Origin of the sequence: Thioclava sp. F36-6 (assembly GCF_002020305.1) — a bacterium.
GTDB classification, from domain to species: domain Bacteria; phylum Pseudomonadota; class Alphaproteobacteria; order Rhodobacterales; family Rhodobacteraceae; genus Thioclava; species Thioclava sediminum.
Genome location: NZ_MPZX01000001.1, coordinates 29099 through 47862, shown reverse-complemented (window position 1 = coordinate 47862; position 18764 = coordinate 29099). Strand labels below are relative to the sequence as shown.

The following is an 18764-nucleotide window of genomic DNA, read 5'->3' as shown; positions in this document are numbered from 1 at the left end:
GTTTGGCGGAAATCGTGATCGCAACCGTGTCATATGACACTGGGCGAAATGGGTTTCTTCGGGGCATAGGTGGAATTATGAGAGCCTGCGCATGAATACCTCTATGCCCCCTCCGCTGACCGGTGAAGAACGGTCCAGACTCGCCGATCCGGCGCGCCTTCGGGCGTTGCGCGAAACCGGTCTTTTGGAGAGTGCGCCTGCGGAAATCTTCGAGCGCGCGACACGGCTCGCCACGCGGGTGACCGGAGTGCCTGTCTCGTTGGTTTCCATGGTCGATGAGAACCGGCAGGTCTTCGTGGCGCAAACCGGGCTGGACGCCCCTGCCCCCTCGGAGACGCCGCTCAGCCATTCCTTCTGCCGCTATGTCGTGGAATCCGATGCGCCGCTGAACGTGCCCGATGCGCGCGAGGACACGGTGCTGCGCGACAATGGTGCGGTGCGCGATCTGGGTGTGACCGCCTATCTCGGGGTGCCGCTGCGCACGATCGACGGGCAGCCGCTGGGTGCGTTCTGCCTGATCGACCGGGAAGCGCGGCAGTGGACCGAGGAAGAATACGAGGCGCTGTCCGACATCGCCGCCGGGGTCGAGGCGGAAATCCGTCTTCGGCGCCAGATCAACGTCGCCCATCGTGAGGAAAACCGGTTCCGCGCCGTTCTCGATCAGATGCCGATCGGCGTCGGTGTGGCCGAGCTGGGCACCGGTCGGCTTATCGATCTGAATGCCACCGCGATCGAGATGTTCGGCGTGACGGACGGCGACGTGACCAAGCAGCTCGCCTTCGACGCTTACACACCAGAAGGGCGCAAGCTCAGCCTGAGCGAGTTTCCGATCGTGCGCGCGGCGCGCAACGAAGAGACGATCAGCCATATGGAATTGCGCTGCGTGCGCCATGACGGGCCGGAGCGCAATCTGCTGGTCTCGGCGCAGCGGGTCGAAAGCGAACCGCCAGTGGCCGTGGCCACCGCGCTCGACATTTCCGATCTGAACGCGGCGCGCGAACATGCGGCCGACGTCGACCGGCGGCTCGCGCATTTTCACGAAATCACCTTCGACGCGATTGTGGAACTCGATAGCGAAGACAAAATCCGGTTCGCCAATTCGGTCATGCGCGCCCGCATCCGCGATGCGGTCGGAGCCGAGGCGGAAGCACAGGCGGTCGGGCGGTCGCTTTGGGAGACCGCGCCCCATCTGATCGGAAGCAATTTCGAAAAAGCTCTGGAAGAGGCCCGCCGCACAGGTGTCCCGACGGTCACCGATCAGGACGGGCGAGACGGCCGCATTCTGGAGGCACGCCTTTACCCCGAGCACGGCGCGATCCTCGCCTATCTCCGCGACGTGACCGAGGAGCGGCAGATCGCGAAAGCGCGCGACACGCTGACGCGCGAGCTCAACCACCGGGTCAAGAACGCCTTCGCGATGATGTCGGGACTGGTCGGCATGACCGCGCGCCATGCGAAGACGCCGGACGAAATGGCGCGGGGTCTGCGCGAGCGGATCGGCGCGCTTGCCCGCGCCCATGAGCTGATCAATCCGACCGCCACGCCCGAGCGCGATTTCCGCGGCATGGTCGAACTGCGCGAATTGTTGCTTGGGGTGCTCTCGCCCTATACCGGCATCGACGATCCGCGCCTGATCCTCAGCGGTCCTCCTGTCGCACTGAACCACGCGGGGTCGACCAACCTCGCGCTGGTGATCCACGAATTGGCGACTAACGCCGTGAAATATGGGGCACTTTCGCATGATGCGGGGCTTCTGGAACTGACCTGGCGCGACACATCGGACCAGCTCGAACTCGACTGGCGAGAAAGCGGCCATCCCGAAGAACTGGTGCAGCCAAGCAACAGCGGCTTCGGATCCAAGCTCATCGACCTGACCATTCAGGGCCAATTGCGGGGAACCTATGGAACCGAATGGGTTCCCGACGGGTTCCAAGCTCGCATGACCGTGCCAATGGACCTGATAAAAGGGTAGTGTAGCCCATGTTACAGAGCAGTATTTCTTGTCTCGAGGGCAGCAATGTCCTCGTGGTCGAAGATGAATTATTCATCGCCTATGACATCGCCTTCTCGGTCGAGGAGGCGGGCGGTCAGGTTGCCGGGCCCTTCGCAACCTTGGCGCGCGCGCGTGCCGCGTTGTCCGACGGCTCGATGAATGTCGATGGCGCGATCCTCGACATGAACCTGCTCGACGGATCGGCGGAAGCCCTGATCGTTGAGCTGTGGAAACGCGAAGTGCCCTTGGTGGTGAACACGGCCGAGCCGCTGCCGCTCGCCCTGCAATCGATCATGCCGGAAATCCCCGTTTTCTCGAAGCCGACGAATCCCTGGGAACTGGCTGAGGCGCTGGGACGCCAGATGCGCAACTGAGCTTCGGCGCGGCGTATCTTCAGCCGCCCCCTGCCCGCTTTACAGCGGCATTCCATAGTCCTTGGCGATCGCCCAGATCTCGGCATTGATCGCCTGCATTTCGGCAAGCGCGGCTTCCAATTCGGCAAGCGTCGCGCTGTCCAGAACGCTTTCCTCTCCAATCCTCAGACTGGTCTTGCGATCCGCAATCCGCATCTGAATTGCGCGCACTGGCCCGCCGCCCTCGTCGAAGGCGTAGAGGCAGTGGTTGAAATGATTGCGCAGCCCCGAGACCTTCTTCATCCGCGCGGACACCGCCAGCACCCGTTCGCAGGCCTTCGGCGCACAGGGGCAGTCGTCACGCTTGGCCAACCGATCCACCAGATCGAGCCGCGCCCGCGTCGTGTTCAGCGTCAGATGGATGATCGTCGCGACGCCCTTGTCGGTCCCGGCGAGGCCCGCGATCAGATGAATCAGCAGGCTCTCGGTGTTGGTCCACGCGTAGTTGATGCGCCCGATCTGCATCAGGAACTGATCGAAATTCGGCGGGCGCATCTCCGTTGGCGTGGGCGGGTCCTTAGGCACTTCGATTTCGGTGATACCAGATCGCCGCCTCGGTGCGGTTGGTCACGCCGAGCTTGCCGATGATGCGGTGAATATGCAGCTTCACCGTATGTTCGGACAGGTTCAGCTGTCCCGCGATGATCTTGTTGGGCTGCCCCGAGGCGAGCATCTCGAGCACCTCGGCTTCGCGCGGCGTCAGACCCGACACGTCGATCGCCTGCGCAGCCCCCGCCTGAGCCACTCCGTTGAGCGCCGACGTCGGCGCCTCCGCCGGACGACAGCCCAGAAGCACGGGCGGAATGTAATGCCCCCCCGAGACGATCATCCGCAGGATCAGCAGCCACGTCGTCAGATTGACGTTCATCGGCAGCAAGCTGATGTGATGGGACAGGATCGCAGCGCTATGGCGCGTCATCAGATCTTGCGCATAAGCCTCGTCTTCAATCGCGACGATCAGCTTCACACGCGACAGAAGCGGCTCACGTCGTTCGGCCAGCGCGATAAGAGCATCGGCGTGATCCTCATCCACGATCAACGAACACAGAGCGCCGTGATCCTCGATCCAACCGTCAGACCGCAAAGCCTCGAGCAACGTTTCGAAATCATCCAGACGCAGACATGTCGCCGGTGCCACCTCGGCATCGACGGTTCTCAATACGGTATCGGAAAAAATCTGCGACGCGCCCAGAAAACAGATCGCAGCATCCTGTTTGCGGCAAGACGGCATTACACGTTTCCCCGCGGGTTCACTCTTATACAACGCATTCATGGCGGCCCCCTCCTCCTACCCTGAACTCAATATGCGGACGGTTAACCCCACGTCATACCGCCCGCATCAACCATATCACGGACCAGTGAGATCAGCGTTACCCGAAGTGTTTACCCGATGGTAAGGATTCTCTTACGTAACGTAATCTTACTCGAATCGGCGGGCGAGTGGTGGGATTTCTGCGCTGCGGCACTTACTGGCGCGCGCCAGTGGTAGCGCGCATTAGCTTCGCCACTAGACCTTGTCCCAATTTCTGCATTTGCAACGGCTTTGTGAAAATCACAGCAATCCTCCGGGATTCCGCAGCCCTCTGCGCGCGGAATTTTAGAAAATGGATGCGTTTCAGGCGGTTAATAAGATGCCCCGACCGGCTAGACCCATTTGCTAGCTAGGTCCTCAGGATCACGGGGCGCAGGATGTTGGTGTCGCAGCTGGGGGCTGTGACTCGTCTGTTTCCACACTCCGCCCGGAAAGGGTGACCCACCTGCGAATCGCTCGATTCGGGGATCGGGATCGGGGTGCCGAGCGGTTGGGGAAGCGGACATTCACCGGGGCGAAAGCCCTTAATCACGAAGGTCCGACCATATCCGTTTTAGACAGAGTGACGGATCCCGGACCGATCAACTGGGAGTAAGAAAATGGGAAGCTTTAAGAACAACTGGTTCGACCCGAGCATCCAGGTACAGGGTCAAAATCAGGGCCAGACCGAAGCTCAGGGCCAGGCGCAGGCCGAAATGCAGGGTCAGGGCCAGGGCCAGGGCCAGTACCAGCACTCGACCACCGAGAACAGCAGCGACTCCGGTTCGCTGGCGGGATCGGGCGCTGGCAGCCTTGCGGGTTCGGGCGCGATGTCGGGAGCAGGTGCCGGTGCGCATGCGGGCTCCGGCTCGAACAGCGATTCCGGCTCGCATAGCGGTTCGCATTCGGGGGCTGGCGCTCATAGCTCCAGCGACAACACGAACATGAACGGCAATGGCAACCTCAACGCCAATGCGAACCTCAACGCCAACCTGACTGCGGTCGATGTTCAGGTCGGTCTGAACCTCGACGGCTACGAGCCGTCCGATGACGACTTTGCCGATTTCGATCTGAGCGGCTCGTCGAGCATCGGCGATGTTCTGATGGCCGATGGCAACATGAACTACGCCTATGATCCCGGCGATGACATGAACTTTACTGACGTGCTCAACGGCGCGGGTAACGACAACATGCTCATCAACGCTCAGTCGAACAGCCTGAACGACAACGATACGCTGAGCAATCCGAGCGTTTCCAACCACTCGACTTTCCAGGTCGACGCTACGATCAAGGACAATTCGGCAGAGGCGGATGACGGGATCGATGCAGCCTCCGAAGGCGGCAACGGTGCCGAAGATGTCGGCTCGACCGGTGGCGCTGCACTTGCCGGTGGCGGTATCGCCCTGTCGGGCGGCGGCGTGTCGATCGCGGCCTCGGACACCGAGGGTGAAGGCGATGACGGCGGTGACGGCGGCGCAGGCTTCGGTCTCGGCGTCGGGCTGGGTGTGGGCGCCTCGGGTGCCGCAGCGCAAGACGGCGGCGCCGGTGCGATCGCTGGCGGCGGCGACACGGGTAGCCTGGACATCCTTCCGATCATTTCGCCGGAACTGGCGACGGGCGGCGATGCCGGTGCGATGGAGTTCGGCGGCGCGACCGCAGGCTCGATGGGCGTCGGCCATGGTATGGGCCTCGGCGCCGGTGAAGGCGGCAACGGCGGTGCTGGCGGCGACGGCTACGGCTGGTCCTCGACCGGTTCGCACGCCTCGGGCGGCGGTTCCTGGGCGACGGGCGGCTATGCTGGCGGCGGTAACGGCGGTGGCGACGTCACCGCAGGCGGCGGCGGCAATGGCGGCAGCCTCGGCAACTGGGGTTCGGGCAATGGCGATGATGGTATCGTCACCGGCCAGTCCTACGCCGATGCGAGCGGTGCAATCGACACCACCGCGTTCAACCAGTCGATCGTGATGGGTGCGAACATCCTCGGCAACGCCGTCGATACCACCGTGGTCGGTGGCTCGCTGTCCTCGACCTATATCGGCGACGACGACACCACGGCCTAATAGCTCAAGCGGCGCGCCTCTCCCGGAGGCGCGCCGCATCTCGTTCCCGGCGTTTCACATCGCATCACGCCCGGACCTGACCTCGGCGACATTCGCCCGCCCGATGCGATGAACCGACAGTCTGACGACCCGCATCCAAGCGCGGGTCTCCAGCGTCATGAAGGGGGGAAGTAAGATGCTTGACCGGCAGACCGAAATCATCGCCCATTTCATCGGTGCCTTCAATCAGACGACCGAGACCTATGTCGCCCGACAGGAATACGACGCCTTCCGCGCGCTGCAGGCCTCCACGCCTGCACCGGGGGTTCTGCTCTCCGTTACTGTCAACGTCGACTCGAATTACCTGCTCGGAGATTTCGATCCGGCGCTGCAGCTGAGACTGCCACTGGCGCCGCCGCCCGGCGCGCCCTGGCTGCCCTTCGTCGACGATTACCAGTTGCGCGACCTCGCACCGCCCGGGTTACCGCCCGGCCAGTTCGCGATCCCGCCCTATGATTTTCCGCCAGTTCCGGTGCCGTTTCAGGTGTTCCTCGGAATGGCCCCGCCCTCGTCGGTGCTCCACATCACCTCGCAGATCAACACGCTGAACGATCATGACGTGCTCTACGACAAGCCCTTCATGATGCCGGCGGAGCTGATGGACGAATACGGCCCTGAAGCCTCCGCGTCGAAGCTGATGGCGCTGGCCGATTATGCCGATGCGCTGACGGTGAGCACCGCGCCTGTGGGCACGACCATCGAAGCGCAGACAGAGACGCTGATGGCCCAGATCGACGCGCTCGATCCCGAGGCCGTGCCCGGCGGCGCAACGGCTGCGATGTTCCGCAGCGAGACGATCTTCGCCGCGCCCACCGACACCGATGTGGAAGACGAAGCAGGAGCGGGCGCTTCCGATCCTGAAACCATGACCGAGCTGGAAAACGAAAGCCTCGAGGGCGGTGAAGCGGAGGCCTCCTCCCCCCTTCCGCCCGCCTTCTCCGGCCAAGTGGTGTTCGACGGGCAGCTCATGGACGAGATGCCCGAGACGCTGACGCTGCGGCTGGAAGCGCGCGATCCGTCTGAGGACGAGGACGCACCGTTTGGCGAAGGTGTGGTCGAGGTCGAGATCGACGGGATCGGCGGCGAAGACGGTGCGGCCGGGCTGGTCCAAAGCCCCGACATGCCCGTTGATCCGGCTGGCTTGGCGCTGGAAATCGTGCAGAGCCTGAGCACCGGCAACAACCTTCTGCTGAACCAGTCGCAGGCGGTGCATGACTGGCTCGATGCGCCGGTCATCGCAGTGGGCGGCTCTATGACTTCGCTCTCGGTGATCTCGCAGGTCAACGTGCTGCGCGACGTGGATATGAAGCTCGGACTGGGCCATCACGGCACCGGAAACAGCGCTGGCGGCAACGGCCTCGGAAACGCGGGGGGCTATGACCCGCTCGCCTCGCAGGCTCACAACGTCGCAGTCTACACCCAAGAGGCCAATCCCGCGAACTTCCTCAATCTCGTCATACCGGCTGGCAGCAGCCTGATCGCAATGACGGCAATTCGCGGCGACCTGATCATCGATAACCATACGACGCAGGTGAACGCGGTCTCCGACGGGGATCTGGTGAGCTTCGAATTCGGCTCCTATTCCGCCGAGATCGTGATGGGCGACAACTCGACCGTCAATCTTCAGCTGCTGCTGGAAATCGGTTCGCAGTTCGATCTGATCATGATCGGCGGCAACATGTACGAGATCGCGCAGCTCGAGCAGATCAACGTGCTGCTCGACGACGATCTGGTGATGAGCGGATCAGGCGGCGTCGGGCATGGCGGCGCGGGCCATGTGTCGAGCGAGGATAACCTTCTGTGGAACGAGGCGCATCTGACCAAGGTGGGCATCGACCAGTACATGGAGATGGACGCGCAATATCAGAGCGTCCTCGACCAGCTTGCCAAGATTTACGGCGGCCTCGGTCCGAACGCGGGCGAAGACGGTTCGATGCCTCCGGGCGCGGCCTTCGACGCGGTCGAAGGGCTTCTGGGCGATGAGCTTCTCGGCGGCCAGATGGCGCTGCGGGTGCTCTATATCGAGGGCGACCTCGTCATCCGGGACAACTTCACCCAGATCAACATACTCGATGACGCCGACCTGATTTCGATCGACGGGCCGGGCGAGTTCGGCGTCGAGGCTGGCGGCAACACGCTTGGCAATGTCGCGTCGCTGACCGTCGCGGGTGTCGACAGCACGATCATGGCCGCCGATGGCGTCTATTCCGACGCGGTGATCTGGCAGGCGGGCATGATGGATGACGGCAGCGGTGATCCTCTGGGTCCGACGAGTTCCAGCGAAGGGGCGCTCGCCTCGGAGGCGGTCGCCTTCCTCGCGGACGGGATGATCGAGAACACGCCGAATTACGACGATGAGGAATTCCAGGTGCATCCGGGCTCCCACGGGGGAAGCGGGTCGCTAGATGCATTGCACACGGTTCTGGCCTGACGGGGGCGCGGAACTACACATACTAGGGGAACTTCGATGAAAGACAGGACTGACGACGCCGCCGGGGGGCAGGCGCACCGCCAAGATGGTCATGACGCGATGGCTCAGAACGAGGACCGGCCAGAGGTCGATCCGACAGACAAACGGCAGGCGGAAGCCACTGCGGGCGACAGTCCCGAAGCGGAGACGCAAGCCGAAGAGACCGGCGCGGAGGGGACTGTCGAAACAGTTGCCGCCCGGACGGAGGGTGGTGCTGACACCCAAAAGGAGGCGGGTCGTGTCCCCGCGCAAAATGCCTCCGGCTCCCCACCGGCGCCACCCTCCACTCCAACCTTTCACAAGCGCCTCGGTCCGGTGGATTTCACCCGCACGCTGCATGACATGAAGAAGCGCCTGCGCGCGAACATTGCCTTCGTTGCTCTGATGACCTGCGCCACGAATATTCTGATCCTCGCGGTGCCGATCTATCTGTTCCAGATTTCCGACCGGGTCTTCACCTCGCGCTCGACCGATACTCTCGTGATGCTGACCATCGTGATCGTCGGGGCGATCGTGGTTCAGACGCTGCTCGACGCGGTGCGCCGGCTGGTGCTGATGCGCTCGGCGGTGGACGTGGCTGCCCGTCTGGGCGCGCCGGTTCTGTCGGCAGCGGCGCAAGCCTCGCTGCATTCCAACGGGCGCGAATATCAGGTTCTGGGCGATCTCAACGCGCTGCGGAGCTTCCTCGTGTCCGGCACGCTTCTGTCCTTTCTGGACGTGCCCTTCACACCGATCTTCGTGCTCGCAGTCTTCCTGATCCACCCGCATCTCGGCACGATCGTGGTCATCACCGCGCTGATCCTGATGGTCTTCGCCTGGATCAACCAGAAGATCACCTCGGAGGGCTTCCGCCGCGCCAATATCGCGCAGACCAAGGCGAACCTTCACCTCGAGTCGATGTCGCGCAACAGCCAGATCATCAACGCGATGGCGATGATCCCCGAGGCCGTGTCGATCTGGGGCCGCGATACCGCCGCCTCGCTGCGCGCACAGACCGAGGCGCAGGACCGCAACGTCTTCACCGCCTCCGCCTCGCGGATGTTCCGCCTGTTCACCCAGATCGGGATGCTCGGCTGGGGCGCCTATCTCGCGCTCGACGGGCAGATCACCGGCGGCATGGTGATCGCCGCGTCTATCGTCGCGGGCCGTGCGCTCGCGCCGATCGAAGGGGCGATCGAGGGCTGGAACTCGTTCCTGCTGGCACGCGGCGCCTACGATCGGGTCGGCCAGCTTCTGGCCTCGGCCAAGACCCGCAACGACAAACTGCGCCTGCCCAAGGTCGAGGGGCGGCTCGATATCGAGCGTCTCCTTTATGTCCCGCAGGGCACCAAACATGTCGTGCTGAACGCGCTGACCTTCTCGCTCGCGCCGGGCGATCAACTGGCGATCATCGGCAATTCGGGCGCGGGCAAGACGACGCTCGGCAAGATGCTGGTGGGATCGGTTCTGCCGACCTCGGGGGCTGTGCGGCTGGATCTGATGGACATCCGCAACTGGGACCCGCGGCAATTCGGGGAATGCATCGGCTATCTGCCGCAGGACGTGCAGCTCTTCCCGGGCACGATCAAGCAGAACATCGCCCGGATGCGCGAGGATGCGAGCGACGCCGCGATCCACCGCGCCGCCGCGCTCGCCGATGTGCATGAGATGATCGCCTCGCTGCCGCAGGGCTATGAGACGGTCGTGGCCTCCGACGGCTCGCCGCTCTCGGGCGGGCAGAAACAGCGGATCGGTCTGGCCCGCGCCTTCTTCGGCGATCCGAAATTCGTGGTGCTGGACGAGCCGAATTCGAACCTCGACACCCAAGGCGATGCGGCCCTCGTGCGCGCGCTCGGCCATGCGAAGGCGAACGGGATCACGGTGGTCGTGGTCACGCAGAAACCCTCGCTGCTCAGCGCGGTCGACAAGATCATGCTGCTCAATGACGGCAATATAGCGATGTTCGGCTGGCGCGATCAGATGCTGGCGGAACTGGAGCGGCGCAAGCAGGCCAAGACTCAACAGGTCCAGCAACAGCGCGCAGCGGCCCAACCCGCCACCACCGCCGCCAACGCACCCATGCAAGGAGCGCCGGCATGACACTCCTTCTGACCAACCCGATCCAATCTGCCGAGACCCGCGACTGGTCGACCGAGGTTCCGCGCAACATAAAGGCGCTCGTCATCATCGGCCTGACGATCTTCGCGATGGCCTTCGGGGGCTTCGGCGTCTGGGCGTTCAGCGCACCGCTCGCCGCCGCCGTCATGGCGCCGGGCTCGTTCGTGGCCACGGGCCGCAACAAGATGATCCAGCACCTCGAAGGCGGGATCATCAAGGAGATCAACGTCTCCGAGGGCGATTTCGTCACCGCAGGACAACCGCTCCTGCGCCTCGACGAAACCTCGGCTCTGGCCAATGAACGCGCGCTGTTTCTGCGCCGCGCGCGACTGACCTCGATGGAGGCCCGGATTCAGGCCGAATATGACGGCTGGCGCGAATTGGTCTTCCCGGATTGGCTTCAGGAGGCCCGGCGCGATGCGGAGATCGCCGCGATGATGGACTCGCAGCGCCTCGCCTTCGAGGTGACACGGGCAAAAGTACAGAGCGAGCTGGACCTTCTGGCCCGCAACATCGCCGCCATGGAAAGCCGCGCCGAAGGCTATCGCGCGCAGTTGATCGCCACCGAGGCCCAGCGCGACCTGTTGGCGCAGGACCACGAGAGCAAGGCGAAACTCTACGAGAGTGGCCTGATCCGGCGGACCGAACTGAACGCCCTGCTGCGCGCTCTGGCCGATGCGGAGGGGCAGATCGGACGCCTCAAGGCGGAGATCGGCGAGAGCGAGGAGATGCGCGCGAAATATCAGGCGCAGACCACGCAGACGATCGAAACCCACAAGCAGGCCGCGCTCGACGAGTTGGAGACCGTGCAGGCGGAGCTGGATTCCGTGCGCGAACAAGAGCGCAAGGCCACCTCCATCCTGAAGCGCGTCGTGATCGACAGCCCCGTCTCGGGCACCGTGGTGCGGCTGAACTATTCCGGCGCGGGCGGCGTGATCGAGGCGGGCAAGGTGATCGCCGAGATTCTGCCCTCGGAAGCCCCGCTGATCATCGAGACGATGATCGCACGCACCGATATCGACGCGATCAAGGTCGGACAGGAGGCCTCGGTGCGGCTGTCGGCGCTCAACCAGCGTACGACGCCCATCCTGATCGGAGAGGTCTATTACATCTCCGCCGACGCGATCGTGGAACGCTCGGGCGAGCATCCGCGCGAGGTCTATATCGCCCGCATCCGCCTGCCCGCCTCGGAGTTGCGCCGCGTGCCGGGCTTCGCGCCGATGCCCGGGATGCCGGTCGAAGTGATGATCCAGACCGCGTCGCGAACCTTCGCCCAATACATCGCGAAACCGGTGGTGGATTCGATGAACCGCGCTTTCCGCGAGCATTGAGGGGTCGATCCGGCGGAAAACCGGCCTGAAGGCGTCGCTCCGGAGGGGGCGGCGCCTTTCTCATACGCCCCAACGATTCCAGATACTTACCGCACAATTTAGAGCGCTTCTAAATTCCTGACTAAAATAATCGATCACGAAGGCGGGAAAATACCAGACTTCATTTGTCAGAGATCAATTTCCAGACTATCTCCAATCTGTAGGAAGCGAAGACCAACTCGCGACCCATCACGGAGGTGCCCTCATGAAGGCCAGCCCTATCGAGAACGAAACCTGCAAATGCGCGCTGCCGCTTGGCCAGTGCCGTCGTGGGTTCCGGGGCACTCTGGTATCGGTCTGCCCGCTCGCCGGGAATGGCGGCTATGACGCGGACGAGTTGGAACTGCGCCTGCTGGAGCTTGGCTTCATCGAGGGCGCTTCGGTCCACATCCTTCACGAAGGTCCGTTCGGGCGCGATCCGATTGCGGTGCGCGTGAACGACACCACCGTCGCTCTGCGGCGTGCCGAGGCGATGGCCATCCTCGCGGAATGACGTCGGCACCTGCCATAAACCAGCCCAAAGCAGCCCAGACCGACCCCGACGCCCAGCCGATCGAGGCCGCGCTCGTCGGTGCGCCGAATTGCGGCAAGACGGCGCTGTTCAACGCTATGACCGGCGCGACCCAGAAGGTCGGCAATTATTCCGGCGTGACCGTGGAACGCAAAGTCGGCGTGGCCACCACGCCTGCGGGCCGCAAATTCGCACTGATCGACCTGCCGGGCACGCATTCCTTGCGCGCCCGCTCCCCCGATGAGGAAGTGACCCGCGACGTGCTGCTGGGCCAGCGCCCGGGCGAGCGTGTCCCCGATATGATCCTCGCGGTGGGCGATGCGACCAATCTGCGCGGCGCGCTGCGTCTGGTCTCGGAACTGAAGAAGATCGGCCTGCCGATCGTGATGATCCTCAACATGATCGATATCGCGCGCCATCGCGGCTTGCAGATCGACCATGTGGCGCTGAGCGAGGAGCTGGGCATCCCGGTGATCCCGGCCACCGCCGTGCGCCGTGGCGGACTGGACGAGCTGTGGTCCGCAGTGGACCCGATGCTGGAAGCCGGTCTCGACGCACCGCAACCGTCAAGCTGGGCCGTACCGAGCACCCATGACATGCGGGTGTCGATGCGCGAGGCGGAACGGCTGGTGAAGACCCATGTGATCCAGCCGCCAGAGCCGGACACGGTCTCCGCCAAGATCGACCGCGTCGTGCTGCACCCGATCGCCGGGCCGATCATCCTGCTCGCGATCCTATTCGTGATGTTTCAGGCAGTCTTCTCCTGGGCCGCGCCGTTCATGGATGCCATCGACTGGGCCTTCAGCTCGCTGGGGGCGCTCGTCGCACAGGTGATGCCCGAAGGTCTGGTGCAAAGCTTCATCTCGGACGGGCTGATCGCGGGCATCGGCTCGGTCATCATTTTCCTGCCGCAGATCCTGTTCACCTTCCTCTTCATCCTGCTGCTGGAAGATTTCGGCTTCATGGCGCGAGCGGCCTTCCTGATGGACCGGATCATGGGCCGCGCCGGGCTGAACGGGCGCGCCTTCATCCCGCTTCTATCGAGCTTCGCCTGCGCGATCCCCGGCATCATGGCGGCGCGGGTGATCGACAACAAACGCGACCGGCTGACGACGATCCTCGTGGCGCCCCTGATGACCTGCTCGGCGCGCATTCCCGTCTATACGCTGATCATCGCGGCCTTCATCCCAAACACGAAAGTCCTCGGCGGGCTGAGCCTGCAAGGACTGGTGATGTTCGGCCTTTATGCGGCGGGCGTCTTCTCGGTCCTCGCGGTGGCTTTCGTCGCGCGCTACCTTTTCGCACGCGAAGAGCGGTCGGCCCCGCTGATGCTCGACCTGCCCGACTACAAAACGCCGATCCTGCGCAATATCGCGCTAGGGCTTTACCAGCGTGCGCGGGTCTTCCTGCGCCGCGCGGGCACGGTGATCTTCTGGGCGATGGTCGTGATCTGGTTCCTGTCGACCTTCCCGATGGCCCCAGAAGGCGCGACGGAGCCCGCAATCAACTACTCCTTCGCCGCGATCATCGGCCATTTCGTCGCCCCGATCCTGCATCCGCTGGGCTTCGACTGGCATATCGCGGTGGCGCTGGTGCCGGGCATGGCCGCGCGCGAAGTCGCCGTAGCCGGGCTCGCGACGGTCTACGCGGTAGGCGGCGAGAACGGGCTGATCCACACGCTCTCCGATCAATGGAGCCTCGGCACCGCGCTGGCGCTGCTCGCATGGTATATCTTCGCGCCGCAATGCATCTCCACGCTGGCGGTGATCCGGCGCGAGGCTGGCTCGGCGAAATGGATGTGGGTCGCCGTGGTCTACATGTTCGCGCTGGCCTATCTCGCGGCCTTCGCGACCTATCAGATTTCCGCGCTGCTCGGCGCGGGCTGAGCGCGCGCGCCCGGCCCCTTCAATCGATGGTGAGACACGGTGAGCCATTTGCCGCCTTGAGTTTCGCGTCCCGATCCGGAAGATGCCGCCCAACAATCACGGGACAGAGAACCATCGCATGATCCATCGCCGCCTTGCCGCCCTCGCGGGCCTCGTCGCCCTGATGCTGCCGCAGGTGGCCGCCGCCCATATCACCGCGACCGGGTCGGGCGGGTTCACCGCGGGGTTCGAGCATCCGCTCTCGGGCTATGACCATTTCCTCGCGATGTTCGCCGTGGGCCTCTGGGGCGCGCAGATGGGCGGGCGGCAGGTCTGGCAATTGCCGGTGACCTTTCCGCTGATCATGGTCGTGGGCGGCGTGATCGGCATTCTCGGCCTGCCACTGCCCGGGATCGAGATCGGGATCGCGCTGTCGATCGTGGTGCTCGGCCTCGCCATCGCCGCCGGGTGGAAACCCTACGAATGGGTCGCGCTGGCGATCATCTCGGTCTTCGCGCTCTATCACGGCTATGCGCATGGGGCGGAACTGCCGCTGGCCGCCGACCCGGCCGATTTCGCGATCGGCTTCGTGCTGGCGACCGGGATGATCCACGTGATCGGCGTCGGCGTGGGCCTCATCCTCGAGCCGATCCGGGGCGGGCAACTCTCGCGCGGGCTGGGTGCGATCATCGCGGTGGTCGGGCTCGGCTTCCTTGCGCTGGCGCTGGGTTACCTGCAATCTCAGCTTGGGTTCCTGCAAGGTGGGCTAAGCCTCTTTGGCCATTGACGTATCGCATAACCGTTCCGGTCTCGGCTGGCTGCGTCACCTCTGGGTGCTGGCCGGGCTGACCGCCCTGATCGTGCTGGCGGTGATCCCGCCTGCGGACCGCGGCGAGACCGGCGCATGGCTGATACGCGACGCGGTCGCGATCGAGCGGCTGTTCCCTCTGTTTGGCTTCGGGATCGCGCTGGCCTTGGTCGGGCGGCGCGCGGCGCTGATTGCGGCGCTCCTTTGGGCCATCGGGATCGCGCTCGGCTTCACCTTCCGCATCGAGCTTATGGCCGCGTTGCAACAACTCCCCGGCGCGATCACGCATCACTTCCTGACCATGCCGATCTCGGCCATCGCCATTGGCGCGACGCTCGCGCTGGGGCGGTGGTCGCGGCCCGCGCTGATCGTGCCTGCGGGCTTTGTTCTGGGGGGGATGTATGCGCTCTCGGTGAAGCTGTCCGATCCGAGCTATGGCGGCAAACCGTGGGTCTTCCTGGCTGGGGTTGGGCTGGGCGTCTGGCTGATCGGTGCGGTCTATCTGGTACTGCGCAGCTGGCATGCGCGCTGGTTCGAGATCGCGGGCCGGATCGTCGGCAGCTGGCTGGTCGCAATCGGGCTACTCTATGGCGGGGTCGCGCTGATGGGCGGCAAGCTGAAGCCGAAGAATGCCGATCCCTCGACCGCGGCCTCCGAGAACGCGCCCGCCGCAGATGCCGCCGTGCCCGAGGCCGATGCTTTCCCCAGCTTCGGCGCGCCACCGCCCGCCGCCCCGCCCGGCAGCAAGAAACCGGATTTTCAGCCATGATCCGCCGCGCCGCACTCCGCCATGCCGCTTTCGCCCTCGCCGCCCTGATCGGGCTCGCGCCGGGATTGTCCGCAGCGCACCCGGAAGACGAAATCCTGATCCGCCTGCTCGTCGGCATGGAGAGCGGCAAGGTCACCCATATCGGCGAAAGCTGGACTTTCGATCCGACCGTTTCCGACTGGCTGATCCAGACCTTCGACAAGAATGGCGACGGGGCTTTCACCGGAGACGAGCTTGCGCCGCTGCAAGACGCGGCGAAGCAGAATTCGGAAGGCTCGTTCTTCTACACCCGCTTCTGGAAAGGGGCCGAGCAACTGCCCGACCCGCAAATCTACGGTTTTCAGGCGACGGTGAAGGATGGGGCCGTCACGATGGCCTTCGCGCTCGCCCTGCCCCAGGCCGAGAACCCGAACGATCTGCGCATCGAGATGTATGACCCCGAGAACCTGACCGGACTGGTGCCGGTGAAATCCAACCCGGTGGTAATCCGGGGCTTGGCCGACGGCGCGACCTGCGTGCCGAACGTGTCGGTCAATCAACCGGATGTGCATGGCGGACCGGACAATATCCCGATCGCGCTGACGCTAGCTTGTAACGGATGACGCCCGCACCCGCCGCGTGCAAAACGTAAGTCGGAAGGGGGCGCTGCCCCCGCGCTGACGCGCCCCCCGGGATATTTCCACCACGAGGAAGAGGCTAGTCAGCCTTTAGCTTCGGGGCAGGTTTCGGATCGGCAAGCGGCGTGTCCGAAAAGCGGATCGGCGTGCGGATACCTGGGATGCCCTCGGCTTCGACGCGCATGCCACGGGCCTCAACCTGAGGGTCGGCGAAGACCTGATCGACGGAGTTGATCGGCCCCGCGGGGACCGTCGCCTTTTCGAGCGCGGCGAGCAGCTCGGCACGCGGCCATTGCGCGAGCGTAGGCAGAAGCGTCTCACGCATTGCCGCGCGATTGGCCACGCGGGCCTCATTGGTGGCGAAGTCCGGGTTGGTCGCAAGATCGAGGCCCAGCACTTCGCAAAGCCGCTGGAACTGCCCGTCATTTCCGACCGCGAGGATCAGGTCGCCATCCTTGGCGCTGACGACCTCGTAGGGCGCGATGTTGGGATGCGCATTGCCCAGACGCTGCGGCGCATTGCCGGTCGCGAGGAAGTTCATCCCCTGATTGGCGAGCACGCCCACCGCGCAATCCAGAAGCGCCATATCGACCAGTTGCCCGCGCCCGGTGCGCGCTCGCGCGGCCAACGCCGCCTGAATGCCGATCACCGCGTAAAGCCCGGTGAAGATGTCGGCGAAGGCGACGCCCACCTTCTGCGGCTGGCCTTGCGGGTCGCCGGTCAGGTCCATCCAGCCCGCCATGCCCTGGATCAGGAAGTCATAACCCGCGCGGCTGGCATAGGGTCCGTCCTGCCCGAAGCCGGTGATCGAGCAATAGACGAGACGCGGGTTGATCGCCGAGAGGCTCTCGTAATCGAGCCCGTATTTCTTGAGCCCGCCGAGCTTGAAGTTCTCGATCACCACATCGGCGTCCTTGACCAGATCGCGCACGATCTTCTGGCCTTCCTCGGTGCGAAAATCGGCCACGACCGAAATCTTCCCGCGATTGGTGGCGTGGAAATAGGCCGCCGAGCGCCCCTCCGGCCCGTCGCCTTCGCGCGCGATGAAGGGCGGACCCCAGCGGCGGGTATCGTCGCCCTCGGGCGCCTCGACCTTGATGACCTCGGCGCCGAGGTCAGCGAGCACCTGACCGGCCCAGGGACCGGCCAGAATGCGCGCCAGCTCGACGACTTTCACACCTTCCAGCGGGGCCATCAGAAGAAAGCCTGCAGGCCCGTTTGCGCACGCCCCAGGATCAGCGCGTGGACGTCATGGGTGCCCTCGTAGGTGTTCACCGTCTCGAGGTTGACCATGTGGCGGATCACCTGAAACTCGCCCGAAATCCCGTTGCCGCCATGCATGTCGCGGGACATCCGCGCGATATCCAGCGCCTTGCCGCAATTGTTGCGCTTGATAAGCGAGATCATCTCGGGCGCGGCATCGGCTTCGTCCATCAGACGACCGACTTGCAGCGCCGCCTGCAGGCCCAGCGTGATCTCGGTCTGCATATCGGCGAGCTTCTTCTGGAACAGCTGCGTCTGCGCCAGCGGCTTTTTGAACTGCTTGCGGTCGAGCCCGTATTGGCGCGCGGCGTGCCAGCAGAACTCGGCCGAGCCCATCACGCCCCAGGCGATGCCGTAGCGCGCACGGTTGAGGCAGCCGAACGGGCCTTTCAGACCTTCGACATGCGGCAGCAGCGCATCTTCGCCGACCTCGACGCCGTCCATGACGATCTCGCCGGTGATCGAGGCGCGGAGCGACAGCTTCTGCCCGACCTTTGGCGCGCTCAGCCCCTTCATGCCCTTCTCCAGCACGAAGCCGCGAATCTTTCCGCCATGCGCCTCGGACTTCGCCCAGACGACGAAGACATCCGCGATCGGCGAATTGGTGATCCACATTTTCGCGCCGGTCAGGCGATAGCCGCCCTCGGTCTTCTCGGCGCGGGTCTTCATGCCCGCCGGGTCCGAGCCCGCATCGGGTTCGGTCAGGCCGAAACAGCCGATCCACTCGCCCGAGGCCAGTTTCGGCAGGTATTTCTGGCGCTGCTCCTCCGAGCCATAGGCGTAGATCGGATACATCACGAGGCTGGATTGCACCGACATCATCGAGCGGTAGCCGCTATCGACCCGCTCGATCTCGCGCGCGATCAGCCCGTAGGACACATAGCCCGCGCCGATCCCGCCATATTCCTCGGGGATCGTGGCGCCAAGCAGACCCATCTCGCCCATCTCGCGGAAGATCGAAGGGTCGGTGGTCTCACTCTCGAAGGCCTCGATCACGCGCGGCTGCAGCTTGTCCTGCGCATAGGCGCGGGCCGCATCGCGCAGCATCCGTTCGTCTTCGCTCAGCTGGGTTTCGAGACGCAGCGCGTCGTCCCAGGTGAACTTGCCCAGATCGGGGGCATCCTTGGCTTTGAGCGTGGGGCGGTCGGTCATGGCGGGTCCTCGGAGGCTGTCTTTCGTTGCGTCGGACTCTAGGGAT

At 64.3% G+C, this 18764-nt stretch carries 15 protein-coding genes; 11 read left to right on the top strand and 4 right to left on the bottom strand.

The genetic code is table 11. The features are described from left to right. Positions 1–91 precede the first annotated feature (91 nt). Together BMI88_RS00195 and BMI88_RS00190 are read left to right on the top strand one after the other, a co-directional pair. Entirely contained in the window at positions 92–1972 is a 1881-nt protein-coding gene (locus BMI88_RS00195) for a GAF domain-containing protein (RefSeq protein ID WP_078545008.1), read from the top strand. A gap of 8 nt (positions 1973–1980) precedes the next feature. Then, positions 1981–2367 carry a response regulator gene (locus BMI88_RS00190; RefSeq protein WP_146673439.1) on the top strand — a complete coding sequence of 129 codons (387 nt, stop codon included), beginning with the start codon at positions 1981–1983 and terminating at the stop codon, positions 2365–2367. 39 nt (positions 2368–2406) lie between these two features. On the opposite strand, the gene BMI88_RS00185 is transcribed toward BMI88_RS00190, so the two are convergent. Together BMI88_RS00185 and BMI88_RS19840 are read right to left on the bottom strand one after the other, a co-directional pair. Next, positions 2407–2931, bottom strand: coding sequence for a hypothetical protein (locus BMI88_RS00185; RefSeq protein ID WP_246831786.1), 525 nt, complete (start codon positions 2929–2931; stop codon positions 2407–2409). Beyond that, entirely contained in the window at positions 2924–3637 is a 714-nt protein-coding gene (locus BMI88_RS19840) for a response regulator transcription factor (RefSeq protein ID WP_246831785.1), read from the bottom strand. Before BMI88_RS19840 ends, BMI88_RS00185 begins: the two co-directional genes overlap by 8 nt. A gap of 680 nt (positions 3638–4317) precedes the next feature. Here BMI88_RS19840 and BMI88_RS00175 point away from each other — a divergent pair. From BMI88_RS00175 to BMI88_RS19660, 9 genes are all read left to right on the top strand, one after another. Then, positions 4318–5757, top strand: a complete 1440-nt coding sequence (locus BMI88_RS00175) for a hypothetical protein (protein ID WP_078545002.1) — start codon at positions 4318–4320, stop codon at positions 5755–5757. 175 nt (positions 5758–5932) lie between these two features. Beyond that, the gene (locus BMI88_RS00170) at positions 5933–8227 is read left to right on the top strand and encodes a hypothetical protein (RefSeq protein WP_078545000.1); all 2295 of its coding nucleotides are present in this window, start codon (positions 5933–5935) and stop codon (positions 8225–8227) included. Between the two features lie 36 nt (positions 8228–8263). Continuing rightward, complete coding sequence (locus BMI88_RS00165; protein ID WP_146673438.1) at positions 8264–10345, top strand: type I secretion system permease/ATPase; 2082 nt, start codon at positions 8264–8266, stop codon at positions 10343–10345. Then, a complete protein-coding gene (locus tag BMI88_RS00160) occupies positions 10342–11694 on the top strand; it encodes an HlyD family type I secretion periplasmic adaptor subunit (protein ID WP_078544998.1) in 1353 nt (450 codons plus the stop codon). Before BMI88_RS00165 ends, BMI88_RS00160 begins: the two co-directional genes overlap by 4 nt. Positions 11695–11938: 244 nt before the next feature. After that, on the top strand, positions 11939–12226 hold the full coding sequence (locus BMI88_RS00155; RefSeq protein ID WP_078544996.1) for a FeoA family protein: 288 nt from the start codon (positions 11939–11941) through the stop codon (positions 12224–12226). Further along, a complete protein-coding gene (locus BMI88_RS00150; protein ID WP_078544994.1) occupies positions 12223–14130 on the top strand; it encodes a ferrous iron transporter B in 1908 nt (635 codons plus the stop codon). The genes BMI88_RS00155 and BMI88_RS00150 overlap by 4 nt, the downstream gene beginning before the upstream one ends. 118 nt (positions 14131–14248) lie before the next feature. Further along, positions 14249–14896 (top strand): HupE/UreJ family protein, encoded by a 648-nt coding sequence (locus BMI88_RS00145; RefSeq protein WP_078544992.1) that lies wholly within the window; start codon positions 14249–14251, stop codon positions 14894–14896. After that, positions 14886–15686: a hypothetical protein gene (locus BMI88_RS19665; protein ID WP_168173911.1), complete on the top strand. Its 801-nt coding sequence runs from the start codon at positions 14886–14888 to the stop codon at positions 15684–15686. The genes BMI88_RS00145 and BMI88_RS19665 overlap by 11 nt, the downstream gene beginning before the upstream one ends. Beyond that, positions 15683–16288, top strand: a complete 606-nt coding sequence (locus tag BMI88_RS19660; RefSeq protein ID WP_168173910.1) for a DUF1007 family protein — start codon at positions 15683–15685, stop codon at positions 16286–16288. The genes BMI88_RS19665 and BMI88_RS19660 overlap by 4 nt, the downstream gene beginning before the upstream one ends. A 94-nt stretch (positions 16289–16382) precedes the next feature. Here the strand turns inward: BMI88_RS19660 and BMI88_RS00135 are convergent, their stop codons facing one another. Both BMI88_RS00135 and BMI88_RS00130 read right to left on the bottom strand, forming a co-directional pair. Next, positions 16383–17498 carry a CaiB/BaiF CoA-transferase family protein gene (locus BMI88_RS00135; RefSeq protein ID WP_078544990.1) on the bottom strand — a complete coding sequence of 372 codons (1116 nt, stop codon included), beginning with the start codon at positions 17496–17498 and terminating at the stop codon, positions 16383–16385. Next, positions 17498–18718, bottom strand: a complete 1221-nt coding sequence (locus BMI88_RS00130) for an acyl-CoA dehydrogenase (RefSeq protein ID WP_078544988.1) — start codon at positions 18716–18718, stop codon at positions 17498–17500. Before BMI88_RS00130 ends, BMI88_RS00135 begins: the two co-directional genes overlap by 1 nt. Positions 18719–18764 lie beyond the last annotated feature (46 nt).